Here is a 15030-nt window from a genome sequence, read left to right on the forward strand (position 1 = left end):
CGCTGGGTCACGACTTGCCCGCAATCCACAGGCTCGCGAAGACCAGCGCGACGATGCCCACCAGGAAGATCGCCAGACCCTCGGTGGACGGGCCGTACCGGCCGAGGTTGAAGCCACCCTGGTCCTGGTCGGCCTTCAGGGACTCCTGGATGTAGGCGATGATGTCCGCCTTCTGCTCCGGGGTGATCTGGTTGTCGCCGAACACCGGCATGTTCTGCGGGCCGCTGAGCATCGCGGCGTAGATCTGCGCGTCGCTGGCCGGTGCGAGGCTCGGGGCGTACTTGCCCGAGGAGAGCGCGCCGCCGCCGCCGCCGAAGGCGTGGCACTGCGAGCAGTTGATCCGGAACAGCTCGCCGCCGGTGGCGAGGTTGGCACCCTCGCGGAGGTTGCCCTGCGGGACCTGCGGGCCGCCGCCGAGCTCCTGGATGTACTGGCCGAGCTGGCGGACCTGCTCGTCGGTGAAGACCGGCGGCTTGCGCATGGCCTGCGCCTCCTGCCGGGCCATCGGCATCCGACCGCTGCTGACCTGGAACTCCACCGAGGCGGAGCCGACACCGATCAGGCTCGGGCCACGACCCTCGACGCCCTGGGCGTTGCGGCCGTGGCAGGTCACGCAGCTCACGTCGAACAGCGCCCGACCCTCGGCTGCGGCACCGGTCAGCGGCGGGTTTTCCTGCGCCTGCACGCCGGGGGCGAAGACGGTGTAGGCGCCGCCGGCCAGCGTCAACGCGGCGATCAGCCGGAACGCCGCGCCCAGCCGGCGGCGGCCCCTGCTGCGCGCCGCGGGCCGCCCGCGCAGGCGCGCGAGCAGACCGCGTCGGCGGTCGTTGTCAGAAGTCATGACCTGTGTCCTTAACCGGTTGGACCTTGTCTCAGGGGACGGAGCAGCGGCGCGGAACGTGACACGCCAAGATCACTGAAGCCAGTAGATCATGGCGTAGAGCCCGATCCACACGACGTCGACGAAGTGCCAGTAGTACGACACGACGATCGCCGACGTGGCCTGGGCCGGGGTGAAGCGGCCCATGGTCGTGCGGATCATGAAGATGATGAAGGCGATGAGACCGCCGGTCACGTGCAGGCCGTGGAAGCCGGTGGTCAGGTAGAACATCGACCCGTAACCGTCTTCGTTGATCTTCACGCCCTCGTGCACCAGGGTCAGGTACTCGTTCGCCTGGCCGAGCACGAAGATCAGGCCCATCACGAAGGTGAGCGTGAACCAGCGCCGCAGGGCGTGGACGTCACCCTTCTCGGCCGCGAAGACACCGAGCTGGCAGGTCACCGAGGACAGCACCAGGATCACCGTGAAGGTGGTCGCATAGGGGATGTTGAGTACCTCGGTGTGCTTCTCCCACTGCTCCGGCGCCGCCGCACGGATCGAGAAGTACATCGCGAACAGCGCCGCGAAGAACATGAGTTCGCTGGAGAGCCACACGATCGTCCCGACGCTGACCATGTTGGGCCGCGTCAGAGAGTGGATCCGGCTCTTGTCAATGGCTGGGGCCGCAGTCACGCGGTCATTATTGCCCTTGACCGGGGCGGGCGATCAGCGGGGGGCCAAACCCGGGTGAGGGATGGCCCGATCGTGGCGGTCCGGTTCGCCTGGCCTAGCCTGAAAAGCGTGCTGCACGTCGATTCGATCTTCGCCGCCACCTCGACGGCCCCGCCCACCGGCCTCGCGGCGGGCGGCGTCGAGGTACCGCCGCCGTTCGACATCACCCGGGTCTTCACCGAAACCCGGCTGGACAGCTGGCTCGCCCTGGGCCTGGTCCTCGCCGCCGGCCTCTACCTCTACGGGGTCCACCGGCTCCGGCTGCGCGGCGACCGCTGGCCGGTGGTCCGTACCGTCTGCTTCCTCGGGCCGGGCCTGGGTGGCATCGCCGCGGTCACGGTCAGCGGCCTGCACGCCTACGACACCGCCCTGCTCTCGGTGCACATGGTGCAGCACATGGTGCTGTCGATGGTCTCCCCGATCTTCCTGGCCCTGGGCGCACCGATCACCCTGGCGCTGCGCACCCTGCCCGTCGGCCCGCGCAAACGGCTGCTGGCGGTGGTGCACAGCCGGATCGCCCGGATCTACAGCTTCCCGCTGGTGGCGTTCACCATCTTCGTGGTCAACCCGTTCGCGCTCTACTTCACCGACCTGTACCGCTACACCCTCGAACACGCCTGGGCGCACGAACTGGTGCACGCGCACTTCATCATGACCGGCTGCGTGTTCTTCTGGCCGCTGCTCGGGCTGGACCCGTTGCCCGGCCGCTGGCCGTACCCGGCGCGGGCGCTGCTGATGCTGCTGTCGGTGCCGTTCCACACCGTGCTCGGGCTCACCATCATGCAGAGCACCACGCTGTTCGGCGGCGACTGGTACCCGTCGCTCAACCTGGCCTGGTCCGACCCGTGGAACGACCAGGTGGTCGCTGGCGGCGTCCTGTGGGCCGGCGGGGAGTTCGTCAGCGTGACGATGCTCGCGGTGCTGGTGGTGCAGTGGGTGAAGCAGTCCGAGCGGGAGGCCCGCCGGGTGGACCGCGAGCTGGACCGGCAGGAGGCCCGCGACCGCGCCGCCGAGGCTGCCGCCACCCCGGCCGCGGCCCCCGGAACCCCATCCTGAGCTGCCGCGACACCCGGTCGACCCGGGGCCGGCAGGCGGGATGTCGGGTACGCCACACCGCCCGGTACGATCAACGGCAGCAACGAGGAGTACAGCCCATGAGTGAGCGCAGCGAGCGAGTCAGGCTCAGTGCGACGGTGCCTCATCACGGCACGGAGCGAAGCGGAGTGTCGGCATGAGCGAGCGTCTCTGCACCGTCCTGCTCTACAGCGACGACGCGCAGGTCCGGGACCGGATGCGGCTGGCCGTCGGCACCCGTCCCGCCCCAGGGATCACGATCGAGTTCGTCGAGGCGTCCGACTACTTCGGCTGCGTCCGGCTGGTCGACGACTACGAGATCGACCTGATGCTGCTCGACGGCGAGGCCAGCCCCGGCGGCGGCATCGGCATCGCCCGCCAGATCAAGGACGACCGGGAAGACGCCCCGCCCACCTGCGTGGTCATCGCCCGGGCCGCCGACCGATGGCTCGCCTCCTACGCGCAGGTCGACGGCGTGCTGATGCACCCGCTCGACCCGGTGACCACCGGCACCACGGTCGCCGAGCTGCTGCGTACGCACGCCGCCGCCTGAGTCAGCAGCACACGGCGGCGCCCAGGCGCCCGGGGTTGACGGGCGCACCCGTCCACCCGCACCCCACGCCCGCTCGGGAGGCCCATCATGGGCGAACGGACCTGGCCGCACCTGCTCAACGCGCTGCTGCGCGGCGACGAGCTGTCCACCGCCGACACCACCTGGGCGATGAACGAGATCATGGCCGGCGCCGCCGGCCCGGCGCAGATCGCCGGCTTCGCGGTCGCCCTGCGCGCCAAGGGTGAGACCCCGGCCGAACTGGCCGGCCTGGTCGAGGCGATGCTCGGCAACTCGGTGGCGGTGACCCTGCCGGAGGAGTTGCGGCGCACCTCGGTCGACGTCGTCGGCACCGGTGGTGACCTCGCCCACACGGTCAACATCTCCACGATGACCGCCCTGGTGGTGGCCGGTGCCGGCGTCCACGTGGTCAAGCACGGCAACCGGGCCGCGTCCTCGCTGTGCGGCACCGCCGACCTGCTGGAGTTCTTCGGCGTACCGCTGGATCTCGGCCCGGAGCAGGTGGCCCGGTGCGTGGCCGAGGCGGGGATCGGCTTCTGCTTCGCACCCCGGTTCCACCCGGGGATGCGCCACGCCGGCCCGGTCCGGCGGGAGATCGGCGTGCCGACCGCGTTCAACTTCCTCGGCCCGCTGACCAACCCGGCCCGGCCGCACGCCGGCGCGGTCGGCTGCTTCGACGCCCGGATGGCCGCCGTGATGGCCGAGGTCTTCGCCCGTCGGGGCGACTCGGTGATCGTGATGCGCGGCGAGGACGGCCTGGACGAGTTCACCACCGCCGCGCCGACCCGGGTCTGGGTGGCCCAGCAGGGCACCGTCCGGGAGGCCGTGCTGGACGCGGCCGACCTCGGGGTACCCCGGGCCACCCTGGCCGACCTGCGGGGCGGTGACGCGGCGCACAACGCCGCCGTGGCCCACCGGCTGCTGGCCGGCGAGACCGGCCCGGTCCGCGACGCCGTCCTGGTCAACGCGGCCGTCGCGCTGGCCACCCAGACCCCGCTGGACGGTGACCTCACCGAGGCGGTACGCGCCGGCATGGCCCGGGCCGCCGAGTCCGTCGACTCGGGGGCGGCGGCGGCCGTCCTGGACCGCTGGGTCGACGTCGCCCGTTCCCTCTGACCCGCCGTTCTGCGCGGCCCGCTCTGACCCGCCGTTCTGCGCGGCCTGCTCCCCCGGGCCGAGCGGTGTGCCGGGCATGGGCTGGCGGGGCTAGCGGGGCTGGCGGGGAAGTGTCGGAGGGGCGTGGGAAACTACATGGGAGTAATTTTCCGTTTCCGGTGATGGCGGCGATGTCCATCGGCGGGTTCCGGAACGAGAGGAGACGCCCGTGTCGGACCGCGAGCTCTACTGCGACACCTGCGAGGGCGTTCAGCCGTTCGAGATGCCGCCCTGCGCCGACGGCCACGGTGCCGACTGCCCCGAGCTGCTCTGCACCGGCTGCGGCACGGCGGTGCTGATCGCCACCTTCGCCTTCCAGCCCACCCGCCTGACCGACCGTCGCCGCCGCCCGTCAGCCGGTCGTCACGCGGCCTGACCCCTGCCGGTCGTCACGCGGCCTGAGCCCTGCCGGGCACCGCCGGCTCCCTGGTCCTGTCGGGAGATCCGGCCTGCTCAGTTGCGTGGCAGGATCACCGGATGCTCCGACTCACGGATTTCATCATCGACTGCCCGGACACCATGAGGCTGGCGGCCTTCTACGCCGCGGTGACGGGTCGCCCGGTCAGGGAGGGCAGTGACGGGGACTGGGCCGGCATCCGGTTCGGCGAGATCGAGCTGGCCTTCATCAGGGTGACGGATTACCGCGCCCCGCAGTGGCCCGACGGCGAGCACCCCAAACAGTTCCACCTCGACTTCGAGGTCGATGACATCGAGGCCGAGCAGGCTCGCGTCCTGGCCCTCAGCGCGACCCTGGCGCAGGATTTCCTCGGCCCCGAAGGCTACGGATGGCGGGTCTACACCGACCCGGTCGGTCACCCCTTCTGCCTCTGCCGCAACAGGGGTGTCACCTGGACCGACCAGGGACCCGTCTGGCCCGGGCCGGCCTGATCCACCCAGCCGGCCTGATCCACCCAGGCCGAGCCGAAACAGCGGCATCAGCCCGCCGGGGACACCGCGACTTCGGCCCCCTGGAGTCGATCACCCGCCCAACGACGACAGGCCCGCCTCCCCGGGTGGGGGCGGGCCTGTCGGGTGGCTCTCCGGGCGCTGACGCGGCGAACGGGGCTCGCCGCGAGCAGGCCGGTGGGTCAGTGCTCGGCGGTGCGGCGGGTGCCGGAGTAGTACTCGAAGAGCAGGCCGCAGGCGGTGACGATGACCAGCACCAGACCGAGGCCGAGCAGCCAGAACTGCCAGAACACCAGGCCCAGGCCGGCGACCGCGGCGGCCAGCGCGAGGCCGAACGGCCAGTAGCTGCCGGGGCTGAAGAAGCCGATCTCGCCCGCGCCGTCGGCGATCTCGCCGTCCGGCCGGTCCTCCGGGCGCAGGTCGATACGGCGGGAGACGAACCAGAAGAAGCCGCCGCACATCGCGCAGAGCAGGAAGGACAGCAGCAGGGCCACCGTGCCGACCCACTCGACCTGGCCACCGGAGTCGCCGTACGTCCAGGCGCCGTAGAGGATCGTCGCGCCGAGGAGGAACCCGGCGATGATGAGGAAGATGCGCCACTCGGTCTTCATGCCGGATACCTCAGTTTCCCGCGCCCGCGGACGCGCCGTCCGGGTTGAAGTTGTCCTTGGTCCGCCGGGTGTCGAACGGCTGGGTGGTCTTCGCGTACGGGTCCTGGCCGATGGCGGTGAGCGCCTCCTGCGTCGACTTGCCGTCCCGCTTGGCCGCCAGGAACTGGTCGTACGCCTCCGGGGAGACCACCCGCAGCTCGAAGTTCATGAAGGCGTGGTAGCTGCCGCACAGCTCGGCGCAGCGGCCCACGTACGCCCCCTCGGACTCCAGCTTGGAGACCTCGAACACGTTACGGATCTTGCCGGGCATCACGTCGCGCTTGAACAGCAGCTCCGGCACCCAGAAGGAGTGGATGACGTCGCGGCTGGTCTCCTCGAACCGGATGGACCGGTTGGTCGGCAGCACCAGCACCGGGATGACCTCGCTGGTGCCCAGCACCGACGCCACGGTGTTGGCCTCGGTGCCCTGGCCGTCGCGGTAGTTGAACTGCCAGTTCCACTTGAAGGCGACGACCTCGACGGTGACGTCGGGGTTCTTGGTCGTCCGCACCACGTCGGTCTGGACCACTGCCGTGTAGTAGAAGAGCACCGAGACGATCAGGATCGGCGCGATGGTGTAGAGGAACTCCATCGGCAGGTTGTAGCGGGTCTGCACCGGCAGCTCGTTGCCGCGCTTGCGGTAGCGCACCACGCACCAGAAGATCAGGCCCCAGACGAAGACACCGACCGCCAGGGCGGCGATGCAGGAGGCGATCCACAGGTCGTACATCCGGTGCGATTCGGGGGTGATGCCGCCCTGCGGCCAGCCGAAGCCGTCGACCGAGCTGCCGACGTCACACCCGGTGAGCAGAACCAGCAGCGCAGCTCCGCCGAGACCGAGCCCGGCGAGCCGGCCAGCACCACGCCGCCGACGCTCACCGGCTCCGGGGGAAGCGCTGTGCCGTACGGCCGACGGCCGTACCTCCGAACTCCTTGCGACCACCTGGTCCTGCCTCCCTAGCGCGCCGCGGTGGGGCTTTCCATCAACACCGACGGCAAAGGCGTCACCGACGGTCGCAGATTACTCGACCATGGCGGGCTCGACCGTCTTGGGGTCGCTGTCCGACCCCATCGGGGGGATCGTGGCCATCCCGACGCGATAGCGTCGTCAGCCGTGAGTGCCCACCCGGTCTACCTGGACGCGGCCACCGCCGCGCCGCTGCACCCGGTCGCCCGGCAGGCGTTGCTGGCGGCCCTCGACGACGGCTGGGCCGACCCCGCCCGCCTCTACAGCGGGGCCCGCCGGGCCGCCCAACTCCTCGACGCCGCCCGCGAGGCCACCGCCGGCACCCTCGGCGTCCGCCCCGACGAGGTCTCCTTCACCCCCAGCGGTACGCACGCCGCGCACTCCGCCGTGCTCGGCGGCCTGGCCGGGCGGCAGCGCACCGGCGACACGCTTGTCCACTCGGCGATCGAACACTCGGCGGTGCTGCACGCCGCGCAGCGGCACGTGGCGGCCGGTGGCACCGCGACCTCCGTAGCGGTGGACCGGCTCGGCCGGCTCGACCTGACCGCCTGGTCGGCGGCGGTGCGCTCCCCCGGGGTGGCGCTGGCGACGCTGATCGGGGCCAGTCACGAGGTGGGCACCGTGCAGCCGGCCACCGGGGCCGCCGACGCCTGCGCCACCGTCGGGGTGCCGCTGCACGTCGACGCGGCCCAGCTCGTCGGCCGGGTGCCGGTGCCGGACGGGTGGTCGGTGCTGACCGCCAGCGCGCACAAGTGGGGCGGCCCACCCGGCGTCGGGCTGCTCGTGGTCCGCAAGGGCACCCGCTGGGAGTCGCCGTGGCCGGCCGACGAGCGGGAGTTCGGACGTACCCCCGGGGTGGTGAACCTGCCGGCGGTGGTGGCGGCGGCGGCGAGCCTGCGCGCTGCGGCGGCCGACGCGGCGGCCGAGGCGGCCCGGCTGACCCCGCTGGTGGACCTGATCCGGGCCCGGGTCGCCGCCGAGGTGCCGGACGTGGAGGTCGTCGGCGACCCCGTCGACCGGCTCCCCCACCTGGTCACCTTCTCCTGCCTGTACGTCGACGGCGAGGTGCTGCTGCACGCGTTGGACCGGCGCGGCTTCGCCGTCTCCTCCGGCTCCTCCTGCACCTCCTCGACGCTGCGCCCGTCGCACGTGCTGGAGGCGATGGGGGTGCTGTCGCACGGCAACGTCCGGGTCTCGCTGCACCGGGAGACCACCACGGCGGACGTCGAGCGGTTCCTCGCCGAACTGCCCGGGATCGTCGCCGACCTGCGCGCCGACGCCGGCGTGGTGGGCCTGTGACCACCCCGCCCAGCCCGGACAGCCCCCCGACCGGCGCGGACGGCCTCCCGACCGGCGCGGACGGCCTCCCGACCGGCGCGGACGGCCTCCCGACCGGCGCGGACGGCCTCCCGACCGGCGCGGACGGCCTCCCGACCGGCGCGGACGGCCTCCCGACCGGGCCGGGCGGCGGCGAGGCCGGACCGGGCGGCGACGGGGCGGGGCCGGTCGAGGTGCTGGACTGTCGGGGGCAGCGCTGCCCGCTACCGGTGATCGCGCTGGCCCGCCGGCTGCCTGAGCTGCCCGTCGGCGCGGTGCTGCGGGTCCTCGCCGACGACCCGGCCGCCGCCGTGGACATCCCCGCCTGGTGCCGGATGCGCGCCCAGCAGTTCGTCACCGCCATCCCCGACGGCCCGGGCTACGAGGTACGCCGCACCCACTGACCCACCCCGCCCCGCCCCGCTCCGTCGATCCAGATCAGGCGGAGGCGGCGACCGGTGCGGGTGAAGAGCCGCAACGCGCTCTCGGCGTCGGCGAAGTGCCCAGTCGACGTTCTCCCGTCGTGGCGCAGCAGCGCGCTGTCCCGGAACGCCACGCCCCAGGCGAAGACCCCGCCGTCGAGGCGGTCGCCGTACTCCTCGCAGAGCGCGAACCGGCGTGGGGCGAACTCGTTCGCCAGGTCGACGAGCATCAGGTGGAACTCCTCGGGCGTGCCGAGCGGCGCGGGGTCAGGCATGACCACCTCCAAGAGTCGTTGCTATACGTATAGCCCCTATCCTTGCTCTTTGGAAGACTCGACGGCATGATGTTCTCGTCGGTACACAGTGGTGGAGGCGATACATGGGCAGGCGGACAGATCCTTCGGCGCTGCGCTGGCTGATCGGTGCCGAGCTGGGTCGGTATCGCCGCGAGGCACCGATGACGCTGACCGAGCTGTCGGCCCGCACCGGCATCGGCAAGCCGAAGCTCGGCCACATGGAGACCGGCCGTTACCAACAGTTCCCCGAGGACATCGCGGCCGTGCTCCGCGCCTGCGGGGCCGACCAGCCGGCGATCGACCGGCTGACCACGCTGGCCGGCCGCTCCGACGCCAGGACCTGGTGGGCACCCTGGGCCGCGGTGATGCCTGACTGGTTCAAGACGTACGTCGGGCTGGAAGGGCTGGCCGACGGGGCGTTCGTGTTCGAGTCGATGGTCATCCCCGGCCTGTTCCAGACCGAGGAGTACGCCCAGGCGCTGACCCTGGGCACCGGATTCGTCCGCCCCGACCACGCCGAACGTTTCGTGTCCTTCCGGCAGACCCGGGCCCGGCGGCTCACCGACGACGACCCGCTCACCCTGCACGCGGTGATCGGCGAGGCGGCGCTGCGGCTACGGGTCAACGGCGACGAGACCCGGCGGGCCCAGCTCGCCCACCTGGCCACCATGTCCGAGCTGCCGAACGTCACCGTGCAGGTGCTCCGCCCCGAGGACGGCCCGCACGCCGCCGGTGCGATCGGCAAATTCGTCCTGCTGGACTTCGCCAACGTGCGCCCGATCGCCTACACCGAGGTGCTGGACGGGGCGGTGTACGTGCAGGACCCGGACGGTGTCCGCACCTATAGCATGGTGGCAGACAACCTGCGCCAGGTCGCCCTCTCGCCCGCCGAGTCGCGCGCGTTGATCAGGGAGTTGGCCGGCGCGGCCTAACGCCCCTCGGAGGCCACCGTGCGCACCCCCGACCCCACCACCGCCCGCTGGTTCACCAGCAGCCGCAGCACCAACAACGGCGACTGCGTCGAGTGCGCCGTCCTGCCCGACCGGATGGCGGTGCGGGACAGCAAGGACCCCTCCGGCCCGGTGCTGTTCTTCCCCGCCCGCCAGTGGTCCGCGTTCGTCGCCGCCACCCCGGCCCGCTCCCCCGGTCAGGCCGGCTGACCTCGCCCGGCGCAAGGCGGACGGCCTTCCCCGAAATCGGCCGCCAGCCCCACCAGCCGCACGCCAGGTGCCCCGGACCGGGACAGCCAGGTACCCAGACCGGGATCGGGACAGCCAGTCGGGTCGGGATCAGGTGAGGTAACGCAGGAGCGCCGGGAGCGGGTCGATCGCGATGGCGGTGTCGACCACCAGCCGGGGGCCGATCAACGGTTCGTACTCCGCGCCACGCTGCCGGGTCTGCTCCCAGGTCGGAGCGTGCGGGTCGGCGGCGTGCCGGGCCTCGACCCGGCGACGCAGCTCCGCCTCGTCACCGCAGTGCACCTCGATCAGCCGCAGCGGCACCCCGGACCGCACGGCCAGGTCGAGCCAGAGCCCTCGCGCGCCGGCCACCGGGTTCGCCGCGTCGACCACCACGCCGGTGCCCAGCCCGAGCTGCACCTCGGCCAGCCCGGCCAACGCGTCGTAGCCGGCCAGGCCCGTGCCGGGGCCGGTCAGCCCGTGCCGGGCCAGTGCCCGCTCGATCGGGTCGACAGGCAGCACCGGGGCACCCAGGGCCACGCCGACCTGCCGGGCGATGGTGCTCTTACCCACCCCCGGCAGACCGGCGAAGACGACCAGGAGCTGCGTCACGGCACCAGGTGTGGCCGGACGTCCTGGGCGGCGGCGTCCCCGTACGACTCGGCCAGCCGCTTGACGAACACGTCGCGGCGCACGTCGTACTCCTGGGTGCCGACGGTCTCCAGGACCAGGGCGGCCAGCAGCGAACCGACCTGGGCGGCACGTTCCAGGCCGAGGCCCCAGGACAGGGCGGCAAAGAAACCGGCCCGGAAGCCGTCACCGACCCCGGTGGGGTCGACGGCCCGCGCGTCCCGGACGATCGGCACCCGCAACGACTCCCCGTCCCGGGTGACGATCTCCACGCCGTCCTTGCCGAGGGTGGTGACCCGGACCTTCACCCGTTCCAGGAGCTGGGCGTCGGTGAGGCCGACCTTGCTCTGCAGCAGCGACTTCTCGTACTCGTTGGTCATCAGGTACTCGGCGCCATCGATCAGCGCGACCACGTCGTCGCCGTCCATCCGGGCGAGCTGCTGCGACGGGTCGGCGACGAAGGCGTAGCCGCGGTCCCGGCACTCGGCCGAGTGCCGGATCATCGCCTCCGGGTCGTTCGCGCTGACCAGGACCAGGTCGAGGCCGCCGAGCCGGTCCGCGACGGGGCCCAGCTCGATGTTGCGGGCCTCGCTCATCGCACCGGCATAGAACGAGGCGATCTGGCACATGTCGGTGTCGGTGGTGCAGACGAAACGGGCGGTGTGCGCCACCTCGCTGACGTGCACCGAGTCGCAGTCCACGCCGTGCCGCTCCAGCCAGGAACGGTAGTCGGCGAAGTCGGCACCCACCGCGCCGAGCAGGATCGGGCTCAGCCCGAGCTGCCCCATGCCGAAGGCGATGTTGGCGGCCACCCCGCCCCGGCGCAACACCAGGTCGTCCACCAGGAAGGAGAGCGACACCTTGTGCAACTGGTCGGCGATGAGCTGGTCGGCGAAGCGACCCGGGAAGCTCATCAGGTGGTCGGTCGCGATCGAGCCGGTCACGGCGATCTTCATGTCAACCCTCGGGGTCGGGAGCACGGCGCGGGTCAGCCTACCGGTCGCGCGCGAACGACGGTCGACGGTCGGACGGGCACCGGCCACCACCTGCTCATCCGCCCGCCACACACCGGCAACCCCGTGCCACCGGGCACATCGGCACGAGCAGCCCGGCCACCGCGACCGGCACCGCCTCGGCCCGGACAGGGTTGCCGGACGCGCGCCGGGGCCGCCCCGTGGTGGGGCGGCCCCGGCGACGGCGACGGTCGCGACTCAGCTGAACGAGTCGCCGCAGGCGCAGGAGCTGCCCGCGTTGGGGTTGTCGATGGTGAAGCCCTGGGCGTCGATCCGGTCGGCGAAGTCGATGGTCGCCCCGGACAGGTAGGGGGCGCTCATCCGGTCGACGACGACGCCGACGCCGTCGAAGTCGGTGACGACGTCACCGTCGAGCGAACGCTCGTCGAAGAAGAGCTGGTACCGCAGGCCGGAGCAGCCACCCGGCTGCACCGCGACCCTGAGCCGCAGGTCGTCGCGGCCTTCCTGCTCGATCAGGGCCTTGACCTTCTGCGCCGCGACGTCGGTGAGGACGACGGAAGTAGGGGCCTGGGCCTCGGTCGAGTCGGTCTGCGCTGGCGTGGTCACGTGGAAATCTCCCTGCGCGGTATGGGTCCGGACACCCTGGTCAACAGCACGCGTCGCCCAGTGATTCCCGGTTTGGTCCAGCTTCGATGGTACGCCGCCCCGGCCGACCCCACCCGGCCGGCGTGATCGCCGCTCCAGGCCACCCGCACCACCCCACCCGCACCACACCCACCCGCCCGCGCCCACCCGGCGCACGTGCGAGCCGGTCGCACCCCGGTGGTCCGGCCCACCCCGGTGGTCCGGTCAGCGGCTCCACTGGCGGGCCAGTCGGGCACCGAGCGCCCGCAGCCCCTCGACGGGCCGGCCCATCGCCGCCGCCACCCCGCCGCGTTCCTCACCACCGAAGTGCTCCACCAGGCTGTACGCCTCGGTCACCCCGGCGGAGGCGGCCTCCCGCCGGCCGGTGCTCACCCGACCCGCCAGCACCACGCAGGGCACCCCCCGGTCGCGGGCCGCCCCGGCCACCCCGGCGACCACCTTGCCGCGCAGCGACTGGTGGTCGAACGATCCCTCCCCGGTGATCACCAGATCGCAGTCGTCGAGCGCGGCCTCCAGCCCGATCGCCCGGCTGACCAGGTCGATGCCGGATTCGCAGCGCCCACCGAGGGCCAGGATCGCCGCACCGAGGCCACCGGCCGCGCCGCCACCGGGCAGCGTGCCCAGGCCGGGCGGGCAGCCGGGCAGGTCCCGTTCCAGCACCGCCGCCCACCGCTGCAGTGCGGCGTCGAGTAGCAGCACGTCGGCCCGGTCGGCGCCCTTCTGCGGACCGTAGACGTTGCTCGCGCCGTGCAGGCCGAGCAGCGGGTTGTCCACGTCGGTGGCGGCGACCAGGGTCACCCCGCGCAGTCGGGGGACGCCGTCGAGGGCGGCGACGGCGGTCAGCGCCGCACCGCCGTACGGCAGGGCCCGGCCGGCGTCGTCGAGCGGGGTCGCACCGAGCGCGGTGAACAGGCCGGCCCCGCCGTCGTTGGTGCCGGAGCCGCCCAGCCCGATCACCACCGTCCGGGCCCCGTGCTCCACGGCGGCGGCGACCAGCGCGCCGAGGCCGTACGAGGTGGCGGCCTTCGGGTCCCGCTCGGCGGCGGCCAGCAGGTGCAGCCCGCAGGCCTGGGCGCTCTCCAGGTAGCCGACGCCGTCGGCGGTGAGCAGGATCTCACCGGTGACGGGCCGGCCCAGCGGGTCGAGGGTGGAGACCGGCACCCGCCGCCCGTCGAGAGCGTCGGCGAGCACCGTGACGAAGCCCGGCCCGCCGTCGGCGAGGGGACGGATGAGCAGCTCGCCGGCGTCGTCCACCTCGCGCCAGCCGGCGGCGACGGCGGCCGCCACCTCGGGCGCTTCCAGGGTGCCGGCGAACTTGTCGGGACAGAGCAGCACGCGCATGCCCAGAGTGTGGCAGGCCACATCGGCGCGGGGGCAGTGCGGCAGCCCACACCGGCAGCGGTCGTGCGAACGCCCCGTTGTGGGACCATGAGGACGTGACTTCGACCTGGGTGGAACCCTCCAACACGGCGACCGCGCTGCTGCTCCTCGGCCGCGGCAGCGACCCCGCCACCGAGCGTGGCGTGGAGTGTCCGGGAGACCTGCCGGCGCCGAGCGACCCGGACCTGGTGGCCCGGGCGGCGGCGGCGAAGGCCGCGCTGGGCACGAAGGTGTTCGTTCTCGGCCACCACTACCAGCGCGACGAGGTGATCCAGTTCGCCGACGTCACCGGCGACTCGTTCAAGCTGGCCCGGGAGGCGGCGGCCCGCCCCGACGCGGAGTACATCGTCTTCTGCGGCGTGCACTTCATGGCCGAGAGCGCGGACATCCTCACCACCGACGCGCAGCGGGTGATCCTGCCCGACCTGGCGGCCGGTTGCTCGATGGCCGACATGGCGGTGCTGTCGCAGGTCGAGCGGGCCTGGGAGGTGCTGACCGACCTGGGCGTCGCGGCGGACACCGTTCCGGTGACGTACATGAACTCCTCGGCGGACATCAAGGGCTTCGTCGGCCGCAACGGCGGTGTGGTCTGCACCTCGTCGAACGCCAAGCGGGCGCTGGACTGGGCGTACGCGCAGGGTTCGAAGGTGCTGTTCCTGCCCGACCAGCACCTGGGCCGCAACACGGCGGTGCTGGAGATGGGCTACTCGCTCGACGACTGCGTGCTCTACGACCCGCACAAGCCGAACGGTGGGCTCACCGCCGAGGAGCTGCGCGACGCCAAGATGATCCTGTGGCGCGGGCACTGCTCGGTGCACGGCCGGTTCACCCTGGACAGCGTCGCCGACGTCCGGGCCCGGGTGCCCGGGGTCAACGTGCTGGTGCACCCGGAGTGCCGGCACGAGGTGGTCACCGCCGCCGACCAGGTCGGTTCGACGGAGTACATCATCAAGGCGATCGAGGCGGCACCGGCCGGCTCGGCGTGGGCGGTCGGCACCGAGCTGAACCTGGTCCGCCGGCTGGCGCTGGCCCACCCCGACAAGCAGATCATGTTCCTGGACAAGGCGGTCTGCTACTGCTCCACGATGAACCGGATCGACCTGCCGCACCTGGTCTGGGCGTTGGAGGAGCTGGTCGCCGGCCGGGTGGTCAACCAGATCACCGTCGACGCGGACACCGCGCACCACGCCCGGGTGGCGCTGGACCAGATGCTCGCGCTGCCGGGTGCCGACACCCCGCCGCCCGCCGCAACCTGATCACCTACGGTCACCGCCGAGGTACGGGAACGTACCGGATTCGCCGGTTCGTTCCGT

At 72.4% G+C, this 15030-nt stretch carries 19 protein-coding genes; 10 read left to right on the plus strand and 9 right to left on the minus strand.

Going from position 1 to position 15030, the window contains the following annotated elements:
* Positions 1-7 precede the first annotated feature (7 nt).
* Positions 8-841 (minus strand): cytochrome c, encoded by an 834-nt coding sequence (locus J7462_RS11370; RefSeq protein WP_208568719.1) that lies wholly within the window; start codon positions 839-841, stop codon positions 8-10.
* A gap of 72 nt (positions 842-913) precedes the next feature.
* A complete protein-coding gene (locus J7462_RS11375) occupies positions 914-1513 on the minus strand; it encodes a heme-copper oxidase subunit III (protein ID WP_067314692.1) in 600 nt (199 codons plus the stop codon).
* A 108-nt stretch (positions 1514-1621) separates the two neighbouring features.
* On the opposite strand from J7462_RS11375, the gene J7462_RS11380 reads away from it, so the two are divergent.
* From J7462_RS11380 to J7462_RS11400, 5 genes are all read left to right on the plus strand, one after another.
* A complete protein-coding gene (locus J7462_RS11380; protein ID WP_219464032.1) occupies positions 1622-2608 on the plus strand; it encodes a cytochrome c oxidase assembly protein in 987 nt (328 codons plus the stop codon).
* A gap of 175 nt (positions 2609-2783) precedes the next feature.
* Positions 2784-3179 (plus strand): hypothetical protein, encoded by a 396-nt coding sequence (locus J7462_RS11385; RefSeq protein ID WP_208568721.1) that lies wholly within the window; start codon positions 2784-2786, stop codon positions 3177-3179.
* An 87-nt stretch (positions 3180-3266) separates the two neighbouring features.
* On the plus strand, positions 3267-4313 hold the full coding sequence (gene trpD, locus J7462_RS11390) for an anthranilate phosphoribosyltransferase (protein WP_219464033.1): 1047 nt from the start codon (positions 3267-3269) through the stop codon (positions 4311-4313).
* Between the two features lie 208 nt (positions 4314-4521).
* On the plus strand, positions 4522-4728 hold the full coding sequence (locus tag J7462_RS11395) for a hypothetical protein (protein WP_219464034.1): 207 nt from the start codon (positions 4522-4524) through the stop codon (positions 4726-4728).
* Positions 4729-4829: 101 nt separating this feature from the next.
* Complete coding sequence (locus tag J7462_RS11400) at positions 4830-5240, plus strand: VOC family protein (protein WP_219464036.1); 411 nt, start codon at positions 4830-4832, stop codon at positions 5238-5240.
* A gap of 200 nt (positions 5241-5440) precedes the next feature.
* On the opposite strand, the gene J7462_RS11405 is transcribed toward J7462_RS11400, so the two are convergent.
* The gene (locus tag J7462_RS11405; RefSeq protein ID WP_208568725.1) at positions 5441-5869 is read right to left on the minus strand and encodes a cytochrome c oxidase subunit 4; all 429 of its coding nucleotides are present in this window, start codon (positions 5867-5869) and stop codon (positions 5441-5443) included.
* Positions 5870-5879: 10 nt separating this feature from the next.
* Positions 5880-6851 (minus strand): cytochrome c oxidase subunit II, encoded by a 972-nt coding sequence (gene coxB / locus J7462_RS11410; protein WP_219464037.1) that lies wholly within the window; start codon positions 6849-6851, stop codon positions 5880-5882.
* 171 nt (positions 6852-7022) lie between these two features.
* Between coxB and J7462_RS11415 the strand changes: the two genes are divergently transcribed.
* Positions 7023-8174 carry an aminotransferase class V-fold PLP-dependent enzyme gene (locus tag J7462_RS11415; RefSeq protein ID WP_219464038.1) on the plus strand — a complete coding sequence of 384 codons (1152 nt, stop codon included), beginning with the start codon at positions 7023-7025 and terminating at the stop codon, positions 8172-8174.
* A gap of 212 nt (positions 8175-8386) precedes the next feature.
* On the plus strand, positions 8387-8596 hold the full coding sequence (locus J7462_RS11420; RefSeq protein WP_219470244.1) for a sulfurtransferase TusA family protein: 210 nt from the start codon (positions 8387-8389) through the stop codon (positions 8594-8596).
* Here the strand turns inward: J7462_RS11420 and J7462_RS11425 are convergent.
* Positions 8572-8889: a hypothetical protein gene (locus tag J7462_RS11425; RefSeq protein WP_219464039.1), complete on the minus strand. Its 318-nt coding sequence runs from the start codon at positions 8887-8889 to the stop codon at positions 8572-8574. The two genes, J7462_RS11420 and J7462_RS11425, sit on opposite strands and share 25 nt — an antisense overlap.
* Before the next feature lie 104 nt (positions 8890-8993).
* On the opposite strand from J7462_RS11425, the gene J7462_RS11430 reads away from it, so the two are divergent.
* Complete coding sequence (locus J7462_RS11430; protein WP_219464040.1) at positions 8994-9842, plus strand: helix-turn-helix transcriptional regulator; 849 nt, start codon at positions 8994-8996, stop codon at positions 9840-9842.
* 18 nt (positions 9843-9860) lie between these two features.
* Positions 9861-10070 (plus strand): DUF397 domain-containing protein, encoded by a 210-nt coding sequence (locus tag J7462_RS11435; protein ID WP_219464041.1) that lies wholly within the window; start codon positions 9861-9863, stop codon positions 10068-10070.
* Between the two features lie 129 nt (positions 10071-10199).
* Here the strand turns inward: J7462_RS11435 and J7462_RS11440 are convergent, their stop codons facing one another.
* The 4 genes from J7462_RS11440 to J7462_RS11455 all read right to left on the minus strand — a co-directional run bounded on the left by J7462_RS11440 (position 10200) and on the right by J7462_RS11455 (position 13678).
* Entirely contained in the window at positions 10200-10700 is a 501-nt protein-coding gene (locus tag J7462_RS11440) for an ATP-binding protein (protein ID WP_219464042.1), read from the minus strand.
* Entirely contained in the window at positions 10697-11674 is a 978-nt protein-coding gene (locus J7462_RS11445; RefSeq protein WP_219464043.1) for a carbohydrate kinase family protein, read from the minus strand. Before J7462_RS11445 ends, J7462_RS11440 begins: the two co-directional genes overlap by 4 nt.
* 255 nt (positions 11675-11929) lie before the next feature.
* Positions 11930-12298, minus strand: coding sequence for an iron-sulfur cluster insertion protein ErpA (gene erpA / locus J7462_RS11450; RefSeq protein ID WP_091237771.1), 369 nt, complete (start codon positions 12296-12298; stop codon positions 11930-11932).
* 243 nt (positions 12299-12541) lie between these two features.
* Entirely contained in the window at positions 12542-13678 is a 1137-nt protein-coding gene (locus J7462_RS11455; protein WP_219464044.1) for a glycerate kinase, read from the minus strand.
* 95 nt (positions 13679-13773) lie between these two features.
* Here J7462_RS11455 and nadA point away from each other — a divergent pair, with 95 nt between their 5' ends.
* Positions 13774-14973, plus strand: coding sequence for a quinolinate synthase NadA (gene nadA / locus J7462_RS11460; protein ID WP_219464045.1), 1200 nt, complete (start codon positions 13774-13776; stop codon positions 14971-14973).
* Positions 14974-15030: the final 57 nt, after the last annotated feature.

Origin of the sequence: Micromonospora sp. RL09-050-HVF-A (assembly GCF_019374995.1) — a bacterium.
Classification (GTDB): Bacteria; Actinomycetota; Actinomycetes; order Mycobacteriales; family Micromonosporaceae; genus Micromonospora; species Micromonospora antibiotica.

Excerpts from the sequence above, each read along its gene's own strand:
- J7462_RS11370 (WP_208568719.1), bottom strand. The coding sequence starts at position 841 with ATGACTTCTGACAACGACCGCCGACGCGGTCTGCTCGCGCGCCTGCGC.
- J7462_RS11405 (WP_208568725.1), bottom strand. The coding sequence starts at position 5,869 with ATGAAGACCGAGTGGCGCATCTTCCTCATCATCGCCGGGTTCCTCCTC.
- J7462_RS11455 (WP_219464044.1), bottom strand. The coding sequence starts at position 13,678 with ATGCGCGTGCTGCTCTGTCCCGACAAGTTCGCCGGCACCCTGGAAGCG.
- trpD (WP_219464033.1), top strand. The coding sequence starts at position 3,267 with ATGGGCGAACGGACCTGGCCGCACCTGCTCAACGCGCTGCTGCGCGGC.
- J7462_RS11385 (WP_208568721.1), top strand. The coding sequence starts at position 2,784 with ATGAGCGAGCGTCTCTGCACCGTCCTGCTCTACAGCGACGACGCGCAG.
- J7462_RS11445 (WP_219464043.1), bottom strand. The coding sequence starts at position 11,674 with ATGAAGATCGCCGTGACCGGCTCGATCGCGACCGACCACCTGATGAGC.
- J7462_RS11430 (WP_219464040.1), top strand. The coding sequence starts at position 8,994 with ATGGGCAGGCGGACAGATCCTTCGGCGCTGCGCTGGCTGATCGGTGCC.
- J7462_RS11400 (WP_219464036.1), top strand. The coding sequence starts at position 4,830 with ATGCTCCGACTCACGGATTTCATCATCGACTGCCCGGACACCATGAGG.
- J7462_RS11425 (WP_219464039.1), bottom strand. The coding sequence starts at position 8,889 with ATGCCTGACCCCGCGCCGCTCGGCACGCCCGAGGAGTTCCACCTGATG.